The organism is Burkholderia sp. Bp9012 (assembly GCF_003853825.1).
GTDB classification, from domain to species: Bacteria; Pseudomonadota; Gammaproteobacteria; order Burkholderiales; family Burkholderiaceae; genus Burkholderia; species Burkholderia diffusa.
Map to the genome: position 1 here is coordinate 227,057 of NZ_QTQA01000008.1, position 22,140 is coordinate 249,196.

Below are 22,140 nucleotides of genomic sequence, written 5' to 3' on the forward strand. Positions count from 1 at the left end.
CCTGCATCAGAACGTGTTCTCGCCCTTCAGGTAATACGCGGTCTTCACGAAGAACGCCTTCACCGGATGGCCGCTCTGCGCTGCGCTGGCCGCGCGCGCTTCCATCGCGGCCTTCTCCTCGCGCGAGCGGTCGGGCACCGGGTACCTCACGCGTTCGAGCGCACGCTGCATCGCGAGCGGATAGTTCTGGTTGCCGGCTGTCGTCGCACGATAGCCGGCGCGCGTCATCTGCCTCAGTTGCACATCGGTTTCGGCACGCGCCGCCGACCAGGTCAACGGCGCGACGTTCGACTGCCACTCGGTATCGACGGACTGCGCGAAGCTCGCGGCGGGCAGCACGGCAAGCGCGCCGGACAGGACAGCAAGGGAAACAACGGATCGCATCATGGCCTCCAGATGGTTGTTTCCGCATCGATCGTCGTCGATGCGGTGCAATCATCGTATGTCGCGTGACCACGCGCTTGAATAGCCGATTCCGCAATGGATATTTTCGGCACCGGCGAACGGGGTGCGATCCACGCGATTCGCCAATGCTGCCTGAGCGGAATTTCTTTATTTCATTCAACTACCTGATCGCGTTTTTGCAGACGAATCGACGAGGCACGTCAATCGCTTTTGCAGTTTTTGAAATGACGTATTGCAGATGCGATTTCGGCGCAAGCCCTGCCTGGCGCGGCTTTCGGCACGATGCCGCACACGCCGGCACAACCGGGAAACGATTCGACGAATGCATCGGATTTCCTGACACGCGACAAATCCACCGCGCCGATTGACCGCTTCGCGACGAGACGTGTCCCGCGAGGACGCGAGATAATTGCACATCGCGCCGTCAGGCACGGCTCTTATCCGTTCCCTATTCTTCTCTCGAGTTCCACCATGGCTGCCATCGACACCACCGCCATCGACAGTTGGCACGCACACGTCTACTTCGACGCCGCGAGCCGCGACGCAGCATGGGCATTCCGCCTCGTCGTCGAAGAACGATTCGGCGCGATCATCGAGCTCGGCCGCTTTCACGAGCGTCTCGTCGGCCCGCATCCGGCCTGGTCCTACCAGATCGCGTTCGACGCCGCGCAGTTCGACACCATCGTGCCGTGGCTCGTGCTGAATCACGGCGCGCTCGACGTCTTCCTGCATCCGAATACCGGCGACGATCTGCGCGACCACCGCGACAGCGCGGTGTGGATCGGCAAGTCACATGATCTGAATCTCGGCGCGCTGGCCGGCTGACGGGCGGCACGCGGTCGCGTTCGGCATACGCGACATCCACGTTTCGGCCTGGGCTGAAACGTCCGGCGGCACGGCGTCGATACAGTGGTTCCCTTACCCACGTTTGCCGGAAGCCGCCGTGACACAAGCCGACACCGATGCGCAACGCGTCCATCAAGACTGGCACGTCGCCGTCGTCGCGCGCGACCTCGACGCACTGATGTCGCTGTACGCGGACGACGCGATACTCGAAACGCCGCTGATCGTCGTCACGCTGCCCCATCACGGCTCCGGCGTGCTGCACGGCAAGGCCGCGATCGGCGCGTTCTTCGCGGCGGGCCTGCGCAATCCCGGGAACAAGCTCGGACGCTGGTATCGAACCGGGCTGTTCTTCTCGAACGGCCGGCAACTCACATGGGAATATCCGCGCGAAACGCCGGAAGGCGATCAGGTCGATCTCGTCGAGGTGATGGATCTGCGCGACGGGCTGATCGCGCATCACCGCGTCTACTGGGGGTGGGTCGGGTTCATGGCGCTGCGCGGCGCGGCACAGGCGGCCGGGCACGCATGACACGCGCCGTGCCGCCCGCGTTCACGCTCACGCTCACGCGACATACATCGCGACGCTGACGAACTGGCACAGGCTGCCGGCCAGCACGAAAAGATGCCAGATACCGTGCCCGTGGCGGATGCGTTCGTCGTTGATGAAGAAGTAGATCCCCGCGCTGTAGATGACGCCGCCGGCCACGAGCCATGCGGCACCCACCGGCGGCAGCGCATGAATCAGCGGGCGGATCGCGACGAGCGCGAGCCAGCCCATCAGCACGTACAGCACCATCGACACGATGCGCGTGCGCCGTCCGAGCGTGAGTTCCTGCGCGATCCCGAATGCGGCGAGCCCCCAGCTGACACCGAACAGCGACCAGCCCCACGGGCCGCGCAGCGTGACGAGCGTGAACGGGGTGTAGCTGCCCGCAATCAGCAAATAGATGGCCGAATGGTCGCACTTCTGCAGGATCGCCTTCAGGCGCGGGTTGCGCACGCTGTGATACGCCGTCGAAATCCCGTAGAGCAGGATCAGCATCGCACCGTACACGCTGAAGCTCACGATCTTGTAGGGATCGCGGTCGAGCGCGCCCATCGTCACCAGCGCGACCAGCCCTGCCACCGACAACACCGCGCCGACGAGATGGGAAATGCTGTTGAAACGCTCACCGACATGCACGACGGGTTCTCCTGCGCGGATTCTTCGGGGAAAAATGATGCCTCATATGATACCGGCGCCCGGACTTTGCCGCGCTGAACGACGTCAAACGCCGCCGTGACGCGCGCCTCGCGCGTACCGCACCGGCCCGCCAAAGAAAAAGCGCCGCGAATGCCTTCGCGGCGCTTCCCGGTCCGTCACCGGACCGCCTCACCGGCCGGCTGCGCCGGCTCAATTCAGCAACACTTCCCTGCCCCCGACCCGTACCGCGCATTCTGGCGCTCGCGGAAAAACTCCTCGTACGTCATCGGCTCGCGGTCCGGATGGGTTTCGCGCATGTGCGCGACATAGGTGTCGTAGTCGGGCAGGCCGACCATCAGCCGCAACGCCTGCCCGAGGTAACGCCCCGCACTGCGCAGGTCGCTGCTGAGATCGGTGAACATCGCGGCCTCCCGTTATCGTCCGCTGCCGAGCGCCTGCGCGGCCGGCATCGCTTCGTACGGCGTCTCGCGCACGGTCGGCTTCGACTCGCGACGCGCGCGCAGCACGGCGAGCAGGCCGTACCCCGCGATCGCCACGACGACGAAGATGAACAGGCCGGCCAGCGCCGCATCGATGTAGTCGTTGAAGATGATCCGCTGCATCTGCGCGATCGACTTCGCCGGCGCGAGCACCTTGCCTTCGTCCACCGCGGCCTGCAGCTTCGCCGCGTGCGCGAGGAAGCTGACCTTCGGATTCGAATCGAAGATCTTCTGCCAGCCGGCCGTCAGCGTGCAGATCAAGAGCCATGCGGTCGGCACGATCGTCACCCATGCGTAGCGCTCGCGCTTCATCTTGAACAGCACGACGGTGCCGAGCACCAGCGCGATCGCGGCGAGCATCTGGTTCGAGATCCCGAACAGCGGCCACAACGTGTTGATGCCGCCGAGCGGATCGACCACGCCCTGATACAGGAAATAGCCCCACGCGGCCACGCACAGCGCGGTGGCGACGAGGTTCGCGGGCAGCGACTCGGTGCGCTTGAGCGCCGGGTGGAACGTGCCGAGCAGGTCCTGCAGCATGAAGCGGCCCGCGCGCGTGCCGGCGTCGACGGCCGTCAGGATGAACAGCGCCTCGAACAGGATCGCGAAGTGATACCAGAACGCCATCATCGCTTCGCCGCCGATCACCTGGTGCAGGATGTGCGCCATGCCGACGGCCAGCGTCGGTGCGCCGCCCGCGCGCGCGATGATCGTCGTTTCGCCGACGGCCTTCGCGGTCTGCGTCAGCATGTCGGGCGTCAGCACGAAGCCCCATTGCGTGACCGTGTTCGCGACAGCTTCGGGCGTCGAGCCGAGCACGGCGGCCGGCGCGTTCATCGCGAAGTAGATGCCCGGCTCGATCACGCAAGCGGCCACCAGCGCCATGATCGCGACGAACGATTCCATCAGCATCGCGCCGTAACCGATGAAGCGCGCGTTGGTTTCGTTGTCGATCAGCTTCGGCGTCGTGCCCGACGAGATCAGCGCGTGGAAGCCCGACACCGCGCCGCATGCGATCGTGATGAACAGGAACGGGAACAGGTTGCCCGACCACACGGGGCCCGTGCCGTCGACGAACTTCGTCAGCGCGGGCATCTTCAGTTCCGGCGCGACGACCAGGATGCCGATCGCGAGGCCGAGGATCGTACCGATCTTCAGGAACGTCGACAGGTAGTCGCGCGGCGCGAGCAGCAGCCACACCGGCAGCACCGATGCGACGAAGCCGTAGCCGATCAGGATCCACGTAAGCTGCGTGCCGCTGAACGTGAACCATGCGGCGAGCGCCGGCGAATCGTGCACGGTCTGGCCGAACGCGATCGACGCCATCAGCAGCACGAAGCCGATGATCGACACTTCGCCGATGCGGCCCGGACGGATGTAGCGCGTGTAGACGCCCATGAACAGCGCGATCGGAATCGTCGCGGCGACGGTGAACGTGCCCCACGGCGAATTCGTCAGCGCCTTCACGACGATCAGCGCGAGCACTGCGAGGATGATCACCATGATCAGGAATGCGCCGAACAGCGCGATCACGCCGGGCACCGTGCCGAGCTCCATCTTGACGAGGTCGCCGAGCGAGCGGCCGTCGCGGCGCGTCGAGATGAACAGCACGATGAAGTCCTGCACCGCGCCGGCGAACACGACGCCGGCCAGGATCCACAGCATGCCGGGCGTGTAGCCCATCTGCGCGGCGAGCACCGGTCCGACGAGCGGCCCGGCGCCGGCGATCGCGGCGAAGTGATGGCCGAACAGCACGTACTTGTTGGTCGGCACGTAGTCGAGGCCGTCGTTGTGCCGGACGGCCGGCGTCATCCGCAGCCCATCGAGCTGCATGACCTTGCTGGCGATGAAACGGCTGTAGAAGCGATATGCGATCAGATATACGCAGACTGCGGCGATCACGATCCAGAGCGCGCTGACGCGTTCGCCGTGCGCAAGTGCGATCGTCCCGAACGCGAACGCGCCGAGCAGCGCGACCGCAATCCAGAGCAGGGTGCTGGAAGCCCGATTCATGGCGTCTCCTGGTCTCCAATGTGTTTTTGAGTGGATCCGGCGAGGCGCCGGATCCGCGTGACGTCGATGCGTCGTGCCGCGTCTCGCGGAAGACACGGCGGTGGGCCGTAGTATTCCGCGCGACGGGGGAGCCTTACAAGCGCACAACTACGTATGCGTGGCTACGTAGAATTACGTAGCCACGGGGCGAGAACTCGGGTTGAGGCCGTGATTGACCGACGCGCGACCGAACACGCCCCGCGGTTGGCCATGCCCGGCGCATTGCGCGCCGGGCCGCATGCATCAGTGCTTGTCGTCGAGCTTCTTCGGCTTCGGCGGCGACGGCACCTTCGCGTACTGGAACGCCGGCGTCGCCTTCAGCGCGTCCTTCGTCGCGCCCGGCAGGTAGATGTTGCCATTGCGCACGTCGAGCGATGCGATCGGCACCGCGACGTCATGCGCCGCGACGCCCAGGAAACCGCCAGCCGACACGATCGCGGCCGACACCGAGCCGTCAGGCGCGACGATCAGGTCGCGCACCGTGCCGACTTTCTGGTTCTGGTCGTTGTACACGGCCTTGCCGAGCACGCTCTTCTTCACGCTCCAGCCTTCGAGCAGCGCCTGCGATTGCTCGACGGTGACGCTGAGTGGCTGGGCGCCCGCGATCTGCGCATGAACGTTGATGCTCGATACGAGAACGGCGGCTGCGACGATTGTCTTGGTGAAAGCCATGCTGATTGCACTCCGGTTAGGTTGTAGTTGGTGCCGGGAGCGAAGCGGCGCAGGTGCGGTGGTGAATCGGTGAGCACCCCGCGCTTCGTCGATGCAGCAGCGGCCGGCCGCGCCGCCGCTGCGTGTGCGCGCAACGGGCCCGGACGGGCGCGTCGGGTAACGCAACACGGGTCATGGTAGCGCCAGTCGAGAAGTGCTGCCATCAGGCTGCATTACACAGCGGCGCGCGGAAATGAACGAAGATCAATGTCGGCGTAGAAAATGCCGAGCGAGATTCGGAATCAGACGACGTTCACTGCTTCTCGAGCAGCTTGCGGGACGCGAACAATTCGGCATCGCTGCGGATGCCGAGCTTGCGATATGCCGATTGCTTTTGCGCGCTGATCGTCTTGCGGCTGCGGGAAAATTTCAATGCGATATCGGATACCGACATGCCCGCCAGATAACAGCGCAGCACCTCGTGCTCGCGCGGGCTCAGGCGCAGGTCGGCGGATGATTCCGATTCGGCTGCCGGTGCGTCTTCGCTGACCGCCGGTTTCGGTGCCGCCACACTCTGGACAGGCGTCGCACTCGCCATCACCCTGCCTGCCAATTCGGTGCTGATATACGAGCGTCCCTCTGCGACCACACGGATTGCATGTACCAGTTCGCGAAGATTTTCGCTCTTGCCGAAGAAACCGAGCGCGCCTGCGCGCATGGTCATGTTGACGGTTGCGGGCGTATCGCTGCTCGACGTCATCAGGATCCTGCAATCCGGGAAGCGCGTACTCACCAGCTTGACGAGATTGAGGCCGTCGATTTCGTCCGGGCCCAGCGTGTAGTCGAGCAGCACGACGTCCGCGTGATTCGACTCGAGCCAGCTGATCAGGTCGCGCGACCTCGCAAAGCTCGCCGCCACTTCGATGCCGGTCCTCTCCGTCAAATAACTGGCGATCCCGTGCTGAACGACGGCATGGTCGTCCAGGATCACGACGCGGATCGGTTGGAGCTCTGGTCTCATTGCTACCCCTTTTCTTTCTGGCGATACGGCCATCAACGGTTGGCGCATTCTTGCCATCGCAAACCGGAGCGGATTATTCGAATTAGCTTACCGGCTTTCTGGATAATTTTTAACCCCGCCAGCTAAACAGCCTATGTGCGAACAGTCGTGGCGGGCACCATGCAATCTGATTCGGCATTCGCGGTAGCGACAGCATGGGGAACGGCCCGCGCGCCCCGTCTCCGCCGCCAGAACGGCGTATGGCGCCGGGCGCTGGCCCGACCCGCAACGAATCGCCGAGACCTTGGCGCTCGCGTCGTCGAAAGGCACTGTTGACGCCGTTGCTCTCGTCCGCACCGCGTTGCGTCGACGCAACAGACCGTCTGTGATGACGCCCTCGCTCTGCGCATTTCTCACGCCACTGCATCGCCTGATACAGATCATCCCACGTGCAAAGTTGACGCCTGAGGAGAAAGCATGGATCGCCGCGCATCCGGTCGTGCAAACCTATGCCGACACGCATTGGCGTCCGTTCGAATTTCGCAAACGCGGGAAGGTCGTTGGCGTCGTGCCGCCATGTCTCGATGCGATTTCGCGAATCGGCGGACTGCGCTTCGAGTATGTCGACAACGTATCATGGGCCAATTCATACCAGGCTCTCATGTCGGCGAAGAGCGACATGGCGCCGGGCGCGTCAAGAAGCGCCGACATCTCGCAATACCGCAGCGGCACCATTTGCCAGCCTGCCGTACTTCGCCGGCACATTGGTGGTGGCCACATCGGAGCGCTTGAATCCCTTTCCAGCCACGGGATCCGCACGCTGATCGTACGATCCGGTCGTCGCTCGAGCTTGCTACAGCGCTCGCAACTGCCACCGAAACAGGCTGGCCGTGCGGATGCGGCGGTTGCTGCTTCGGAATCGCTGCTGATGCTGCTCGACGACGTCCTCGAATATTCACGTCTCGAGTCTCGAAACGTGACGCTCGCGCCCGAGTCTGACGGCACATCCACGCATGGACGTAGCGCAGCGCCGACATAGTGCGCTGGCGCGTCGACGAGAAAAACCTGAGCCTGGCGCTCCAACTCGCGTGCCAGACCGAGCTGTGCGTGCTGATCGATCCGGTGCGCACACGGCAGATCGTGCTGAACCTGCTTGTCAACGCCATCAAGTCCACGTCCGCCGGCTCGCCACCGCGTGAACGGCAGTGGACTGGGTCTATTGATCTGTCGCGAACGGGTTGACTTGATGAACGCCGTGGAGTTCGCGAAGCCGCGTTTCGGCTTGCAACGCGACATCGGCGATATCGCCCAGTTTGGTCAGATGCGATGCCCCCGCAATCCGGTGCGCGGCCCGTGCGGCTGCGGCGAAATCGCGCGATAGCAATCCGTTGACAAGGGCATCGAGATCCTTCGCCACTTCGCGGTCATAGACCGCGCTGAGATCGGCGGCATGCGGCGCCGCCGGTTTCGTCTCGGCATACGCTGGGCACCACATTGCGATCAGCTCCCGCAACGTTTCGAGCCGCAGCGGCTTGCCCAGCACGCCGTCCATGCCGCTGTCGAAGCAGCGCTCGCGATGCGCGTCGCCGGACACCGCCGAAATCGCGATGATCGGAACATGTCTGGCTTCGCGTGCCGACTCATCCTGACGGATCATCTTCGCGAGCGCATAACCGTCGAAGTCCGGCAGATCGCCGTCGAGCAGCACGAGGTCGACACGGCCGTGCGCCAGTTGACGCAGCGCGTCCTCGCCGGTGCCGGCGACGATGCCGACGCAGCCGAGCTCGTCGCATTGCTGCTGCAGCGCCAACTGCACGGTTTCGTGATCGTCGACAATCAGGATGCGCGGCGAGTCGGGATGAGCGTGTCCAGGCTGTGCGTCGACCGGCACGGGCATCGACGCGGCAGGCCGCACCGGCAACGGCTCGTCCACTGCCGTGACGGGCAATCGCACCGTCATCGTCGTTTCGACGTGCGGCAGGCTTTGGACGGTGATCGTGCCATGCATCAATGCGACCAGTTCACGGCAGATCGCGAGGCCAAGCCCGCTGCCGTTGACGTCCTGGTGAAGCGAGGCAGGCCCCTGCCAGTATGCGTCGAAGATGTGTTCGAGCCGCTCGGGCGCAATGCCGATGCCGGTATCGCGCACTTCGAGGGTCAGCGTGCCATTTTGCCCGTGGCGGCTCGACACATACTCGACGCGCAGCGTCACCGAGCCTGCGGATGTGAACTTGATGGCGTTGACGAGCAGATTCAGCACGATCTGGCGCACACGGACCGGATCGATTGAAACACGCACCGCCGGCGGACAAGCAAAGTCGAGCACCAGCTCCACCATCTTCTCGTCGGCGCGCCAGCGCACCATGTCGACCGTATGTCGCGCCCACGACTCAAGCTCGACTGCCTGCGTGGCAAGCTGGACCTTGCGCGATTCGAGGCGAGAATATTCGAGGATATCGTCGAGCAGCGTCAGAAGCGTCTCGGATGCCGAAATCGCCGCATCCGCGCGATTCGCCTGTTGCTCGGTCAACCGGGAGCGCTGCAGCAATTCCAGTGACGACAGGATCGTGTGCATCGGCGTGCGGATTTCGTGACTGACGAACGCGAGAAACGTCGCCTTGTCGCGCTCGCTGCGGATCGCGGCCAGGCGCGACTTCCACGACAGGAATGCGAGCATCGCGAACGCCAGCAGCGCGGCGACAATCGCGACCACCTGGGGCGCCCGGTAATGCAGGATCGAACGGATCGTCGGCTTGCCGTAATCGGCCATCTCGACCCAGTCGCGGGTGAGCTCCGCCGTCTTGCTCACGGGAATGGCTGCGAGAGACTTGTCGATGATCGATGCGAGGATCGGCAGGTCTGCCCGCGTGAGCATCGCCAGCGATACGGGGCGGTCTGCAAGCATCCCCGACATGTAAAGCTGCCCGGGAAACTGCCGCTGCACGATCGGCAGAACCGTGACGTCGACGCCGAGCGCGGCATCGGCCTCGCCGTTGGCAACCGCGGCGAGCGCGAGTTCCTCGGTGTCGAACGTAAGCACGTCGAGCATCACGCCGCTGTTGCGCGTGAAATACTCGACCGCGCCTCGCCCCTTGATCGCGACGCGCCGGCCTTCGAGCCGCTTCAGGTTGAAGATCATCGCGGAGTCGTTGCGCGTGACGGCGGTCAGCCGCCCGACCAGGTAGGGCGCACTGACGAGAGCACCGGTGCCGGCGCGGTCCGGCACCAGTTCGCGCCACACGCCCGGCAGCAGATCGACCTTGTGCGCCGCAAGCGCAGCGTACGCGTGACCCCATTCCGTGCCCGGCACTGTCTCGAACGTCAGCCCGGTCATTTTCGAGATTGCGTTCAGGTACCCCGCGACAAGGCCGGCATGGTTGCCGTTGCGCATGTATTCGATCGGATGCCAGTTCGCCTCGACTGCGATATTGACAACCGGGTGCGCGCGCATCCACTGCAGCTCCTCGTCAGTGAAAGTGGGCTTCCAGCAGGCGGTCGCGCCGTTCGCAGGGAGCGACGAGGCAACGAGCAAAAGGAACATTGCGCGCAGGAGCAGGCGCGATGCGGTGCGATACGCGATAGGACGTCCTTCCATGTACGATGGGGCGGCCGGAGCAGGTGCATCGGAGACCATGCACGGCATGCGCCGTCGGTTGAGGTTTGCAGATGTGTCGACTCTATCCGACGATTCGCAAATCAACCGTCCATCCAATCCTATTTCAGACAGATGCCTTAAGAATTGGCCTAAATTTTGCCGGCGGCAATCGGGTTCGTATCAGCAGGATCGCCCACAGCGCGGCCGCACGCGGCACGGCGGCTCGGGCGCACGCGCCTGGCAATTTGCGCCGCGCCGGTGAGCGGTCGGCGCAACGGTCACGGCACGACTGGACGTATGTCTCGCCAGCGTCGCCGCGATTCAAGTAGTTCCGATGGATACCGCCGATATGCGACGTGCCGCGGGCAGAACACGCGCGAGAGAGGTTTCCGCGTGGCGCGGCACACGGGGAAAATGAAACAACTTGCTCGGCACCCGTCTTCGTCGATGGGCCAACTATGACGGCGGCGGGCCTCAACCCGCCGCCGTGACCTCACGCATTGCGCGAATACACGCGCCGATGCCGCACCGCTTCCGCCAGCACGTCCAGCACCGGTTCCGTCTGCGTCCAGCTCAAACATGCATCCGTAATCGACACGCCATACTGCAACGGCACGCCGGGCTTCAGATCCTGACGCCCGGCCTCGAGATGACTCTCCACCATCACGCCGACGATCCGGTGCTCGCCCTGCGACAGTTGCCGCGCAAGATCCTGCGCGACTTCGATCTGCCGCTCATGCGACTTGTTCGAGTTCGCGTGCGAGCAATCGACCATCACCTGCTCGCGCAACCCGCTCTTGCGCAGCACCGCGCAGCTCGCCTCGACGTGCTCCGCATCGTAGTTCGGCCCGTTCTTGCCACCGCGCAGGATCACGTGCGCGTCGTCGTTGCCGCGCGTCTCGAAGATCGCGGCCATGCCCATCTTCGTCATCCCCATGAACGCGTGGCTCGCGCGCGCGGCGACGATCGCGTCCGACGCGACCTGCACGCCGCCGTCGGTGCCGTTCTTGAAGCCGATCGGGCAGCTGAGCCCCGACGCGAGCTGGCGATGACTCTGGCTCTCGGTCGTGCGCGCGCCGATCGCGCCCCACGCGATCAGGTCGGCGATGTACTGCGGGCTCAGCAGGTCGAGGAATTCGGTCGACGCGGGGAGGCCGAGCGCGTTGATGTCGAGCAGCAGTTGCCGCGCCGCGCGCAGCCCTTCGTTGATGCGGAAGCTGCCGTCCAGGCGCGGATCGTTGATGTAGCCCTTCCAGCCGACGGTCGTGCGCGGCTTCTCGAAGTACACGCGCATCGTGATCAGCAGGTCGTCCTTCAGCGCATCGGCGGCGGCCTTCAGGCGACGTGCGTAGTCGAGCGCCTGGTCGTGGTCGTGGATCGAGCACGGGCCGACGACGAGCAGCAGCCGGTCGTCGCGGCCGTGCAGGATGTCGCCGATCGCGCGGCGCGTGTCCTCGACGAGCGTCTGCGTGGCGGCCGGCACCGGCAGTTCATCCTGCAGCAGCGCGGGCGAGATCAGCGGGCGCACGGCGCCGATGCGGACGTCGTCGATGCGCGTGGTGTCCTGCGTCGCGTCGGCGCTGCCTACCTCGCGATCGTGGGAAGGATTGTCGAGGTTCTGCATGGGGATTCTCCGGGGACGTCTGGAATGATGTGCAGGCTCGATTATGGCACTCGCGCGTGGCGGCAGCGAGGCGCGGCGGGGGACGGCGACCGGCGTCAAGGCGCCGGATGAAAAAAGGCGATCCGCGAAGGATCGCCCGGCGATCGATGTCGATGCGCGTGGCGGCTAGTGCAGCGTCTCGGGCGCAAGCGAATTGCTCGGCAACAATGCCGTCAGCGCGCAATTGCTCGGCGCGGCCTTGCCGCCGAAGCGGTCGTAGAGCCAGGGCAGCATCCCGGCCACCCAAGGCGCGATCGCGCCCGCATGTTCGAGCGGATATTCGGTGTACACGACCGGTACGCCGCTGGCACAGAATTTCTGCGCCAGCGCGCGTACATCGTACGCGAGCATCACGCCGTCGCCCACCTGGCTGCCGAAGGTGCCGTCGAGCACGCCGGCCGTGCCCTGACCGATATACATCGGAATCGTCGGCGACGCGGCCAGCCCGGCATTCACCTTGTTCGCGTAGGTCACGTACGCCGGAATGCTGTTGATGTCGTTCGCGTATCGCGGCTTGAACAGCGTCGCCCAATGCAGCCCCGTGTACTTCGGCAGGATATAGGCGAGCGACTGGTTCTGGATGTCGTTGAACACGGCGACGCCGCTGTCGCTCAGATACGGCGTCAGATCGAAGCCGAAGCCGCGCGACAGCCCGGCGAGCGCAGCCGCCGCGACGCCGCCCCAGACGATGCTGCCGTCGACGTAGCGCAGGTTGTGCGCGGGATCGACCAGCACGCCGCCCTCGGCCGCGCCGACGAGTTGCTTGTTGATGTCCGGCGCATAGCTCGGCGCGAGTTGCGCGGCCCAGTTCGTCGCAATCGCACCGCCGGAATAGCCGATCATCGCGACCTTGCTGGTCGGCGCGAGGCCCGTCGACGGTGTGTTGAGCGCCGCGCGGATCGAATCGAGCGTCGTCATCCCGTATTCGGGGCCGGCGGCGAAGTCCGCCGTCTGGCCTTCCGTATCGGGCACGATCACGTTGTAGCCGAGCAGCAGCAGCGTCGACAGCGGGATCGATTCCGCGCTGTAGAGCAAGGTGCCGACGTTGATGATCTTCGTGACGTCGCGATCGCCGGCGATCACCTGCGACGGTTCGTCGTAAGGATTCAACGAGTCGTAGGCCGACTGGTACGAGATCGCCCGGCCGTTGCTGACCGGGCTCCGGATCACCGACGTCACGTTGACGACCGGCCGGTTCTGCGCGTCGCTGGTGCGATACAGCAACTGCTGGGCGATCAACGCCGTCGGCATTCCGGCCACGTGATAGGTGACGGTTCGCGTGTTGAGCACCGTGCCGGGTGCAATCGATTTCAACGGCGTAGCGCCCGTATACGTATAGAACGGGTCCGTCACGGTGGCTGCGCCGGCGTGAACCGACGACGTGGTGACGGCCAGCACGGCGGCCGCGATCGTCATCAAACGTTTGGAGAACATCGAAGTTGCCCCTGGGGATAACCTGCTTTTCATCGAGGAAGTTCGCTGTGTTGCGACTTGTCCGGATTGCGGCGTCAAGACGGGTTTCTGGCCATCGTCTGTCTCCTTTGAGTGAATTGTCCGTTCTGTTTTCGATATGTAATTTGGTAGGACTGCGAACCGGATGAATTGAAGCACAGCGAGAACGGAATTGACGCGGATTTCCCTTTGTTTGAAGGTAAACGCCTAAACTCCATCGCGACGATCGAAGCCGGCGGTCCCGACGAAGTCGCGGTCCCGACGAAGTCGCGGTCACCAACGCGTTCAAGACATGGTTCTTCGCGCGGGTCGACGCCGACGACGAAGGCGTGCCGGCGGAAGACGGTTTGCACGGTATCGTTCACTATCTGTCCGAACCGGCGCGCACGGAGCAGGGATGCCGCGTGAACGCGGATCTCGGTCCGGCGCCGGAGGCGGCCGCCGAGGATCTGCTGTTCCGGCTCGTCGACGCGGGCGCGACGCGGATCACCGTCGGCTGAATCGCCGTTCCATCCACGACTCACACGCAAACATGAAAAAGACACTTGCCGCGTTGCTGCTGTGCATCGCATTGCCTGCGTCGGCCGAAGTCAGCATCGAGGTGCTGTGCTTCAGGACGACTGGCGACAAACCCGTGCGCTTCGAGTTGCGCACGTATTACGACGACGTGGCGAAGTGGCAAGGTGGTGTCGTCCGCTACGCGAAATCGAAGGCGGCGATTCCGCTGCTGTTCAAGCACGTGGATCAGGAAGAACTCGCGGAAGACCGCCCGTACCAGTTCACGACGACGTGGTGGGAAATGGTCGACGGCAAGATCAACGGTGAATACGAAATGATGAGCCAGGGTGCGATCGTCTATTCGATGACGTACACCAATGCGCGCACCGGCAAGAAGACCGACTTCGCGTGGGCGCAGGACGTCGATGCGTCCGAGAAGACGGGGTGCCGCTGGTAGCGCGGATTCGAGCGGTGCCGGGAGGCGCGTTCGTCACCCGGCGCGCCCTCGGCCGCGCCGGTGTCGAGTTGGCTCGGGCGGGCGGTCAGCCGGCGTCGCCTGGGGTGTCGACGTCGATCCCGAGTTCGGTCGCCATGCGCTGAACGAGCGCGTTCAGCCGCGCCACCTCATCCGCAAGCCGCTTCTGTTCGGCCTTCAGCGCCTCGAACTCGGACGGCGGAACGGAGTCCGCGCCGCCGACCGCATCCGAACCGGCGAATTCGGCGATGTTCACCTCGCCGCACATCAGGTGCATCCAGCGATTCTCGCGCGCACCGGGCGCGCGCGGCAGCCGAATGACGAGCGGCTGCGCACGCGCCGCGAGTTCGTCGAGGAACGCCTCGACCGACGAGATGTCCGCGAATCCGTGCAGGCGTGCGCTGTTCAGGCGCAGTTCGGCGGCCGTCTGCGGGCCGCGCAGCAGCAGGATCGTCAGCAGCGCGATCGCCTGGCTCGGAATCCCGAGCACACGGTTCATGTTGTGCTCGAAACGCGGCACGCGGCTGCTGCTCCCTTCCATCACGAGGCTCAGATGCTTGAGCCCGTCGAGCGCGGTCGTGACTTCGTCCTCGCTGACGTTCATCACCGGCGAGCGCGCGGTTTTCTGGTTGCAGCCCGAGGTCAGCGCATTCAGCGAGAGCGGATAGGTGTCGGGCACGGTGTGCTGCTTCTCGACGAGCACCCCGAGAATGCGGGCCTCGAGAGGCGTAAGTTCGCGCAGGGCGCGTGGCGTGGGCATGTCCGGCGTGGTGTTCATGGATGCGTCGCAGCGTGCAGCAAGTGAAGGGAAACGGTCGCGCCCCGTCCGGCGTCGCGAACGGGCGAGCCATATGATAGCTCGCGACGTGGCGCCCGGCGCCACTCGCGGCCATGGCGTGCGGACTTGCCGCAGCCCGCTTTCGTCCAACGTATCGGCCACGCGGCGGTGCGCGGCGGCGCATGCGTTCGACGTCGCGAATTCACGCACCGCGCCTGCGCGCGGCGTCGCCCCGCGTTTGCGCGTCGCGCGGGCCGGCGGTACGATACGCGTTCACCTGGGGATGCGGTGCCGCACGCGGCCGATTTCGCACACCACGCCAGCACCGCGCATCGCCCGTCCCGCCCGCCGTGCCGCCGCGCATGCGCGCCACGCGTCGACACGGTTCATCTGTTCACTCGTTCACCGCCATGACTGCATTCACCTCAGCGCCGCCCGTGCGCGCCATCGTCACCGGACACACGCGCGGCCTCGGCGCGTCGCTCGCCGAACAATTGCTGCAGGAAGGCATTGCCGTGCTCGGTGTGTCGCGCAGGCGTCATCCGTCGCTCGCCGCGCAGGCCGGCGGCCGTTTCGCAGAAATCGAGCTCGACCTGTCGGACACGTCGGCCATCGCGACGTGGCTCGCCGGCGACACGCTGCGCCGCTTCGTCGACGGCGCGTCGATCGTGCTGCTCTTCAACAACGCGGGCATCGTCGATCCGATCGGCCCGCTCGACGCGCAGGACCCGGCGCTCGTCGCGCGCGCGGTCGGCGTGAACGTCGCGGCGCCACTGATGCTGTCGGCCGCGCTCGTACAGGCGGCAGCGGCGCCGACCGAATGCCGGATCCTGCACGTGTCGAGCGGCGCCGCGCGCAACGCGTATGCGGGCTGGAGCGTTTACTGCGCTACAAAGGCGGCGCTCGATCATCACGCGCGCGCGGTCGCGCTCGACGCGAACCGCGCGCTGCGGATCTGCAGCGTCGCGCCGGGCGTCGTCGATACGGGCATGCAGGCGACGATCCGCTCGACCAGCGAAGCGAACTTCCCGATGCGCGAGAAATTCGACCAGTTGAAGTCGAGCGGCGCGCTGTCGACGCCCGAAGCGGCCGCGCGGCAATTGATCGGCCATGCACTGAGCGACGCGTTCGGTTCGGCGCCGACGGCCGACGTTCGCGAACTGTCCGCGACCTGATCCGGGATAGAATTTCGCGGTTGCCTTTCCCCGAGGATCCCCCGATGGTCACGAAGACCACCGCACCGTTCCAGCAGATCAAGACGCTCGTCCGCCAGCATGTCGATGCGGGCGACTGGCGCCCGGGGGACCGCATTCCGTCCGAACTCGATCTTGCCGCGCAGTTCGGCGTCGCGCGCATGACGGTCAACCGCGCGCTGCGCGAGCTGACCGAGGAAGGCGTGCTGAAGCGCATCGCGGGCGTCGGCACCTTCGTCGCCGAGGTGAAGCCGCAGTCGAACTTGCTGATGATCGCGCATATCCGCGACGAGATCCGCGCGCGCGGCCACGAGTACCGCTGCCGCGTGCTCAGCCAGTCGCGCGAGCCTGCATCATTCGACGTCGCGGCCGCGTTCGGGCTCGCGGTCAACACGCCGGTCTTTCACGTGGTGTGCGTGCACGAGGAAAACGGCCGCCCGATCCAGCTCGAGGATCGTTACGTGAACCCGGCCGCCGCGCCCGAATTCATCGATCAGGATTTCCAGGCCGAGCCGCCGTCCGAATACCTGTTCAACAACGTGTCGCACTACGAACTGGAGATCGAGCACGTGGTCGACGCGTCGCTGCCGACCGGCGAACAGGCGCGGCTGCTCGATATGCGCGCCGACGAGCCGTGCCTCACGCTCACGCGCCGCACCTGGACGAACGGACTGCCAGTCACGTTCGTGCACTTCCTGCATCCGGGCAACCGCTACCGGCTCGGCTCGCGCTTCAAGCCGGGCGCCGGGCGGCACCAGACCTGAACCTTCCCCGACACTCGAAAACGACCACGCGCGGCGGCCGCTTCATCGCAAAACGGACGCCGCACGCGTGATCTCACCCGATGGCGTCGCTCAGCGTCGCTCACGCTCAGATCGCCCCGACCTGCCCCGCGCCACGCGACCACACGACCGGAAACAGCGCATGCTCGAGCGGCGCGCCGTCCGGCAGTTCGTCCGCGAGCCCCGGGAAATCGGGCGACGTCTTCCAGCGGCGCGGCGCGTGACGGATGTCGTCGCCGACGAAGCGGATCGAGAACGCGCGCCGGCGATTCTGCGTGCCGCCCGACGCATGCAGCGTGAGCATCCGGAAGCACACCATGTCGCCGGGCTCGAGCGCCCAGTGGCGGATCGGGAACGCCGCGCGGTCGGCTTCGATGTCGGGCAGGTCGGCGAGGCTGCCTTCCGGGAACCACTTCGCCTCCTTGTCCATGAACGTGCGCGGCATCAGCCACGGCCCCTGGTGCGAACCCGCGACGAATTCCAGCGTCGATTCGAGCGGCACCGGATCGACCGGAATCCACATGCTGACGTTGTCGTCGCCTTCGATGTTGTAGTACGGCTGGTCCTGGTGCCACGGCGTGCGCTGCCGCGTGCCGGGCTCCTTCACGAGCAGGTGGTCGTGATGCAGCCGCACCGTCTGCGTGCCCATCAGCGCCGCGGCCACCGACGGTGCGGGCGAGCGCACGATGAAGTCGCGGTACGCGTCGTTGTGCTGCCAGTTGCAGAAGTCCTCGAAGAACCAGCCCGGGTCGTCGGGCCGGCTCGCGACCTTCGCGCGCGCGCTGGGCTGCGCGAGGTTCGCGTCGATGCCGGCACGCAGCGCGGCCACTTCGTCGGGCGAGAAGATGCCCTTGATGCAGACCGCGCCTTCCTCACGGAAGGCGGCGATCAGCTCGGGCGTCACGGCTTGCGCGACGCGCTCCTGGATACTCGTCATGGTTTGCCTGTCGATGGAATGAATCACGGAGTCACGGTCCGACGCTCACTGCTTCGCGCCGTAGATGTCGAAGTCGAAGTATTTCGCGGCGATCTTCTGGTACGTGCCGTTCGCGCGGATCGCGACGATCGCGTCGTTCAGCCGCTTCTTCATCTCGGCGTCGCCCTTGCGCACGCCCATCGCGACGCCGTACCCGGTGATGCGCACGTCGGTCAAGTCGGGGCCCGCGAACGCGTAGCCCTTGCCGCGCGGCGTCTTCAGGAACGAGTAGCCGGCCTGCGTCTTGTCCTGGAAGGTCGCGTCGAGGCGGCCGTTCACCAGATCCTGATACACCTGGTCCTGGTTCTGGTACGACACGATCGTCACGCCCTTGGTCGCCCATTCGGCCTTCGCGTACGCCTCCTGCGTCGTGCCCTGGTCGATCCCGATGCGCTTGCCGGCGAGCGACGCGGCGGTCGGCAGCAGCTTCGAACCGGCCGGCGCGACGAGCGCACCGGGCGACGCGTACAGCTTGTTCGAGAAGTCGATTTGCTTGAGTCGCTCGTCGGTGGCCGTCATCGCGGACATGATCACGTCGAACTTGCGCGCGCGCAGCGCCGGAATCATCCCGTCGAAGCCCTGCTCGACCCACACGCATTTCGCGCGCAACTGCTCGCAGATCGCGTTGCGCAGGTCGATGTCGAAACCGGCGAGCGAGCCGTCGGGCTGCTTCGCCTCGAACGGCGGATACGTGGGATCGATGCCCCAGCGGATCGTCGCCGTGTCCTGCGCGAACGCGACGAGCGGCGCGAACGCCAGCGCGGAAACGACGAGCTTTGCAGTGCGGTTCATGGTGTGTCCTTGTGGTCTCGACGCGGCGGGCGAGCGCCGGGCGTCCGTTGGGGAGCGTCGTGCCGGCAGGCCCGGCGCGGTGCGCGAAAGACTGGGACTTCGATGAAACTGCGATGCAGTCTAGACCGCACGATATTCGAGCGCAAGCCAAGCGAATGAACGTGGAGCCCACGGGCGGGAATTGCATGGAGAATTCGCGCTGAAAGAGCGATGTAACATGAAAAATATAAAAATTTACCGGAAATTCCCGGGCGTTCACGCGTTTACCCGGTAATGCGCACAGTCGGCGGAGAGTGTATTTGATTGAATATCCACAAGCCGGGACGATCGGGAATCCCCCTCGCGATTTACCCGGACCGGGTTCTGACCTATACCGCGTTGATGTTACGGTCGAACCGATTCATGTGATCGGCGCTCATGTCCGCGCGCGCCGCCTCCACATGATTGCCGTGCACCGCGATCGGCCGCGCCGCGCGGCAGCGGCTCCGACGCCGGGTCCGGCGAAACCGCGATTGCCCACGGGCTCGGGCCATGTTAAAAGTCGTCGCATGTATTTGTAAATGAAATGTTCGACGCCGGAAAAGTGCAGAAATGAATAGACCTTTGTTCGACCTCGACCTGTTGCGCGCGCTCGTGATGGTCGCCGACTGCGGCAGCTTCACGACCGCGTCCGCGCGCCTGCATTCAACGCAGTCGACGGTCAGCCAGAAGGTGCGGCGGCTGGAGGAAATCGCCGGGCATCGCCTGCTCGACCGCGGCACGCGCGACGTGCGGCCGACTGACGCCGGCGTGACGGTGCTCAGCTACGCACGGCGCATGATCGCGCTGAACGACGAGATGCTGGAAGCGCTGTCGGGCGCGACCGTCGCGCTGACGATCCGGCTCGGCGTGCCCGACGATTTCGCGGCGGGCCGCACGACCCATGCGCTCGCTGCCTTCAAGCGCGATCATCCGCAGGTGAAGCTTGAGGTGATGTGCGGGTTGAGCCGCGATATCTGCGCGGCCTACGATCGCGGCGAGCTCGATCTGGTGCTGATCAAGCAACGGCGCGACAGCCGCGAGGCGGTGGTGCGCTGGCCGGAGAAGCTGCGCTGGATCGACAGCGCACAACATCCGACGATCGAGCTCGATCCGGTGCCGATCGTCGTGTTCCCGCCGCGCGGGCTCTATCGCGACGACATGATCAAGGCGATCGAGGAACGCGGCCGCCGCTGGCGGATCAGCTTCACGACGTCGAGCCTGAGCGGCATCCAGGCGGCCGTCGCGGACGGGCTCGGCATCAGCGTGCTGCCCGCGCGCGTGGTGACCGACGACCACGTGGTGCTGACCGAGCAACACGGCGGCTTCGCGCCGATCGAGAACATGGACATCGCGATCCTGCATCGGCCGACGGCCGATCCGATGGTCAGCGAACTGACGAAGGCGCTCGCGGCGATGCTGGAGCACGAGGAGGAATGAGCGCGGCGATGCGGGCCGGCATCAGCCGAGCAACGGCGTAACCGGGGAATGCACGCGCGTCAGAACATCGTGTTCCCGTTCGCCGCCTGCTCCGGCACCGGCTGGTTCACGTCCCAGTGCTCGACGATCTTGCCGTTCTCGAGCTTGAAGATGTCCATGATCGCGCTGCCGCGTGTGCCGGGTTCGCGCACCGCATGCACGTGCAGGATCACGTAATCGCCGTCGACGAACGAGCGCTTGATCTCGCTGTGCGACTGCGGATATTTGTCACGCAGGAATGCAATGAATTGGCGAAAGCCGTCGCGGCCGTCGGCCGCGTTCGGGTTGTGCTGCACGTAACGATCGCCGACGTACGCGAGCGCGGCGTCCGCATCCTTCTCGTTCAGGCCTTTCTCGTAGAACGCGAGCACCGTCCGCCGGTTGGCTTCCTGCTGCGCGTCGATCGGGCCGGCCGCCACCGCATGCGCGGCGCTCGCGGCGAACAGGGCCGCCGTCATCCATCGTGCGGCCCGTGCCGCTGTCGTGCGTCGCATCGTCGTCTCCCGGGAAATCCGGCTGAAAACCGGATCATACCGGGGCGACGCTGCGCTCACGCTTCACTCAGACCAGCACGCCGTTGCGCGCGACGATCTTCCCCGACGACACGACAAGCCGCCGCGTCGGCCGCGCGACGACGGCCTCGGCGAACGTCAGCGCATCGACGAGCACGACGTCCGCACGCTTGCCCACCTCCAGACCGTAGTCGGCGAAGCCGCAACCGCGTGCCGCGCCGTGCGTCACGCAATCGAGCGCGACTTCGAGTGCGTCGTCACGGCGGAAATCGTTGCGCATGCCGATCAGCATCGCGCGTTCGAGCATGTCGGGCGACCCGTACGGCGTCCACGTATCGCGCACGCCGTCGTTGCCGCCGATCACGGTCACGCCGGCCGCACGGCACGCGGCGACCGGCGGCACCGGCACCGCGGCCGGCGCGGTCGTGACGATCGCGACGCCGAGTTCGGCCATCCGCGCGAGCAGCGCGTCGCGCTCGCGTTCGGTGATATCGCCGAGACAGAACCCGTGACTGATCGTGACCTTGCTCTGCATGCCAAGCGCGGCAGTGCGCTGCAGGATGAGGTCGAGCGAATACGCGCCCATCGACCCGCGCTCGTGCAGGTGCAGGTCGAGCCCGCGACCGTGACGCTCGGCGATCCCGAACAGCACGTCCACCGCCTCGACCGGATCGCCTTCGATCGCGCACGGATCGAGGCCGCCGAGCAGATCGGCACCGGCGGCGAGGGCTTCGGACAACAGCGCATCGGTGCCCGGCCGCTTCAGCACGCCCGACTGCGGAAACGCGACGATCTGGATCTCCACCTGGCCGCGCAGCGTCTCGCGCGTCGCGAGCACGCCGTGCAGATGCCGCAGCCCGGCCTCGGTGTCGACGTCCACGTGCGTCCGGATGCGCGTCGTGCCGGCCGCGAGGAACGCGCGCGACAGCGCGAGCGACGCGGCGCCTGCATCGTGGCCGCTCGTCGCGCGGTAGTTGCGTTCGTTCTCGATGCGGTCGACCAGGCGCGGCCCCACCGCGTTGCGATACCACGGCATCCCCCAGTGGGTCTTGTCGAGGTGCGTGTGGCCTTCGACGAGGCCGGGCAGCGCGAGCGCGCCTGCACCGTCCTCGATCGCGCAGCCGGCGGGCGCGTCGAGCGACGGGCCGACGCGCGCGATGCGCTCGCCTTCGATCAGGATGTCGAGTGCTTCGTCTGCATGCGTGCGGACGTTGCGGATCAGCAGGTTCGTCATGTCGGTTCCTGTGTGGTCGGTCAGTGCAGGGCCTTCACGATGCACGCACCGCGTCG

At 65.7% G+C, this 22,140-nt stretch carries 22 protein-coding genes and 1 pseudogene; 9 read left to right on the top strand and 14 right to left on the bottom strand.

Annotation, left to right across the window (positions count from 1 at the left end; all coding sequences use genetic code 11):
- Window positions 1–6: 6 nt before the first annotated feature.
- The gene (locus tag DIE11_RS13510; protein ID WP_124624537.1) at window positions 7–384 is read right to left on the bottom strand and encodes a hypothetical protein; all 378 of its coding nucleotides are present in this window, start codon (window positions 382–384) and stop codon (window positions 7–9) included.
- Between the two features lie 492 nt (window positions 385–876).
- Between DIE11_RS13510 and DIE11_RS13515 the strand changes: the two genes are divergently transcribed.
- Window positions 877–1,230 (top strand): DOPA 4,5-dioxygenase family protein, encoded by a 354-nt coding sequence (locus tag DIE11_RS13515; RefSeq protein ID WP_059680239.1) that lies wholly within the window; start codon window positions 877–879, stop codon window positions 1,228–1,230.
- Between the two features lie 118 nt (window positions 1,231–1,348).
- Window positions 1,349–1,780, top strand: coding sequence for a nuclear transport factor 2 family protein (locus tag DIE11_RS13520; protein WP_124624540.1), 432 nt, complete (start codon window positions 1,349–1,351; stop codon window positions 1,778–1,780).
- Window positions 1,781–1,813: 33 nt separating this feature from the next.
- Here the strand turns inward: DIE11_RS13520 and trhA are convergent, their stop codons facing one another.
- The 5 genes from trhA to cblR form a co-directional block, all read right to left on the bottom strand.
- Window positions 1,814–2,434 carry a PAQR family membrane homeostasis protein TrhA gene (gene trhA / locus DIE11_RS13525; RefSeq protein ID WP_059448906.1) on the bottom strand — a complete coding sequence of 207 codons (621 nt, stop codon included), beginning with the start codon at window positions 2,432–2,434 and terminating at the stop codon, window positions 1,814–1,816.
- Window positions 2,435–2,649: 215 nt separating this feature from the next.
- Window positions 2,650–2,856: a YbdD/YjiX family protein gene (locus DIE11_RS13530; protein WP_124624543.1), complete on the bottom strand. Its 207-nt coding sequence runs from the start codon at window positions 2,854–2,856 to the stop codon at window positions 2,650–2,652.
- 12 nt (window positions 2,857–2,868) lie between these two features.
- The gene (locus DIE11_RS13535) at window positions 2,869–4,947 is read right to left on the bottom strand and encodes a carbon starvation CstA family protein (RefSeq protein WP_059815227.1); all 2,079 of its coding nucleotides are present in this window, start codon (window positions 4,945–4,947) and stop codon (window positions 2,869–2,871) included.
- A 282-nt stretch (window positions 4,948–5,229) separates the two neighbouring features.
- On the bottom strand, window positions 5,230–5,658 hold the full coding sequence (locus DIE11_RS13540; protein ID WP_059680227.1) for a PRC-barrel domain-containing protein: 429 nt from the start codon (window positions 5,656–5,658) through the stop codon (window positions 5,230–5,232).
- A 292-nt stretch (window positions 5,659–5,950) separates the two neighbouring features.
- Window positions 5,951–6,706 (bottom strand): cable pilus system response regulator transcription factor CblR, encoded by a 756-nt coding sequence (gene cblR, locus DIE11_RS13545; RefSeq protein WP_311767583.1) that lies wholly within the window; start codon window positions 6,704–6,706, stop codon window positions 5,951–5,953.
- A 319-nt stretch (window positions 6,707–7,025) separates the two neighbouring features.
- Here cblR and DIE11_RS36305 point away from each other — a divergent pair, with 319 nt between their 5' ends.
- A complete protein-coding gene (locus tag DIE11_RS36305) occupies window positions 7,026–7,676 on the top strand; it encodes a transporter substrate-binding domain-containing protein (RefSeq protein WP_185633759.1) in 651 nt (216 codons plus the stop codon).
- Window positions 7,676–7,879: an ATP-binding protein gene (locus tag DIE11_RS37375; RefSeq protein WP_059598894.1), complete on the top strand. Its 204-nt coding sequence runs from the start codon at window positions 7,676–7,678 to the stop codon at window positions 7,877–7,879. The genes DIE11_RS36305 and DIE11_RS37375 overlap by 1 nt, the downstream gene beginning before the upstream one ends.
- Here the strand turns inward: DIE11_RS37375 and DIE11_RS13555 are convergent.
- The 3 genes from DIE11_RS13555 to DIE11_RS13565 form a co-directional block, all read right to left on the bottom strand.
- Entirely contained in the window at window positions 7,854–10,232 is a 2,379-nt protein-coding gene (locus DIE11_RS13555; protein WP_124624546.1) for an ATP-binding protein, read from the bottom strand. The genes DIE11_RS37375 and DIE11_RS13555 overlap by 26 nt on opposite strands.
- Window positions 10,233–10,725: 493 nt before the next feature.
- Complete coding sequence (locus DIE11_RS13560) at window positions 10,726–11,856, bottom strand: 3-deoxy-7-phosphoheptulonate synthase (protein ID WP_059528867.1); 1,131 nt, start codon at window positions 11,854–11,856, stop codon at window positions 10,726–10,728.
- 165 nt (window positions 11,857–12,021) lie between these two features.
- A complete protein-coding gene (locus tag DIE11_RS13565; RefSeq protein ID WP_124624549.1) occupies window positions 12,022–13,329 on the bottom strand; it encodes a lipase family protein in 1,308 nt (435 codons plus the stop codon).
- 296 nt (window positions 13,330–13,625) lie between these two features.
- Between DIE11_RS13565 and DIE11_RS13570 the strand changes: the two are divergent.
- Together DIE11_RS13570 and DIE11_RS13575 are read left to right on the top strand one after the other, a co-directional pair.
- Window positions 13,626–13,847: pseudogene (locus tag DIE11_RS13570) on the top strand (hypothetical protein); the annotation flags it as partial.
- A gap of 32 nt (window positions 13,848–13,879) precedes the next feature.
- Complete coding sequence (locus DIE11_RS13575; RefSeq protein ID WP_124624552.1) at window positions 13,880–14,302, top strand: hypothetical protein; 423 nt, start codon at window positions 13,880–13,882, stop codon at window positions 14,300–14,302.
- Window positions 14,303–14,387: 85 nt separating this feature from the next.
- Here DIE11_RS13575 and DIE11_RS13580 read toward each other — a convergent pair whose 3' ends face one another.
- Window positions 14,388–15,098: a YceH family protein gene (locus DIE11_RS13580; RefSeq protein ID WP_124624555.1), complete on the bottom strand. Its 711-nt coding sequence runs from the start codon at window positions 15,096–15,098 to the stop codon at window positions 14,388–14,390.
- A gap of 410 nt (window positions 15,099–15,508) precedes the next feature.
- Here DIE11_RS13580 and DIE11_RS13585 point away from each other — a divergent pair, with 410 nt between their 5' ends.
- Window positions 15,509–16,273 (top strand): SDR family oxidoreductase, encoded by a 765-nt coding sequence (locus tag DIE11_RS13585; protein ID WP_124624559.1) that lies wholly within the window; start codon window positions 15,509–15,511, stop codon window positions 16,271–16,273.
- 44 nt (window positions 16,274–16,317) lie between these two features.
- Window positions 16,318–17,055, top strand: coding sequence for a histidine utilization repressor (gene hutC, locus DIE11_RS13590; RefSeq protein WP_059604799.1), 738 nt, complete (start codon window positions 16,318–16,320; stop codon window positions 17,053–17,055).
- Between the two features lie 106 nt (window positions 17,056–17,161).
- On the opposite strand, the gene DIE11_RS13595 is transcribed toward hutC, so the two are convergent.
- Window positions 17,162–18,010 (bottom strand): phytanoyl-CoA dioxygenase family protein, encoded by an 849-nt coding sequence (locus tag DIE11_RS13595; RefSeq protein WP_059604797.1) that lies wholly within the window; start codon window positions 18,008–18,010, stop codon window positions 17,162–17,164.
- Window positions 18,011–18,055: 45 nt separating this feature from the next.
- Window positions 18,056–18,841 (bottom strand): ABC transporter substrate-binding protein, encoded by a 786-nt coding sequence (locus DIE11_RS13600; RefSeq protein WP_124624561.1) that lies wholly within the window; start codon window positions 18,839–18,841, stop codon window positions 18,056–18,058.
- A gap of 591 nt (window positions 18,842–19,432) precedes the next feature.
- Between DIE11_RS13600 and DIE11_RS13605 the strand changes: the two genes are divergently transcribed.
- Complete coding sequence (locus tag DIE11_RS13605; RefSeq protein ID WP_124624564.1) at window positions 19,433–20,299, top strand: LysR family transcriptional regulator; 867 nt, start codon at window positions 19,433–19,435, stop codon at window positions 20,297–20,299.
- Window positions 20,300–20,358: 59 nt separating this feature from the next.
- Here DIE11_RS13605 and DIE11_RS13610 read toward each other — a convergent pair whose 3' ends face one another.
- On the bottom strand, window positions 20,359–20,832 hold the full coding sequence (locus DIE11_RS13610; protein ID WP_124624567.1) for a nuclear transport factor 2 family protein: 474 nt from the start codon (window positions 20,830–20,832) through the stop codon (window positions 20,359–20,361).
- A 67-nt stretch (window positions 20,833–20,899) separates the two neighbouring features.
- A complete protein-coding gene (locus DIE11_RS13615; RefSeq protein ID WP_124624570.1) occupies window positions 20,900–22,084 on the bottom strand; it encodes an amidohydrolase family protein in 1,185 nt (394 codons plus the stop codon).
- Between the last annotated feature and the right edge of the window lie 56 nt (window positions 22,085–22,140).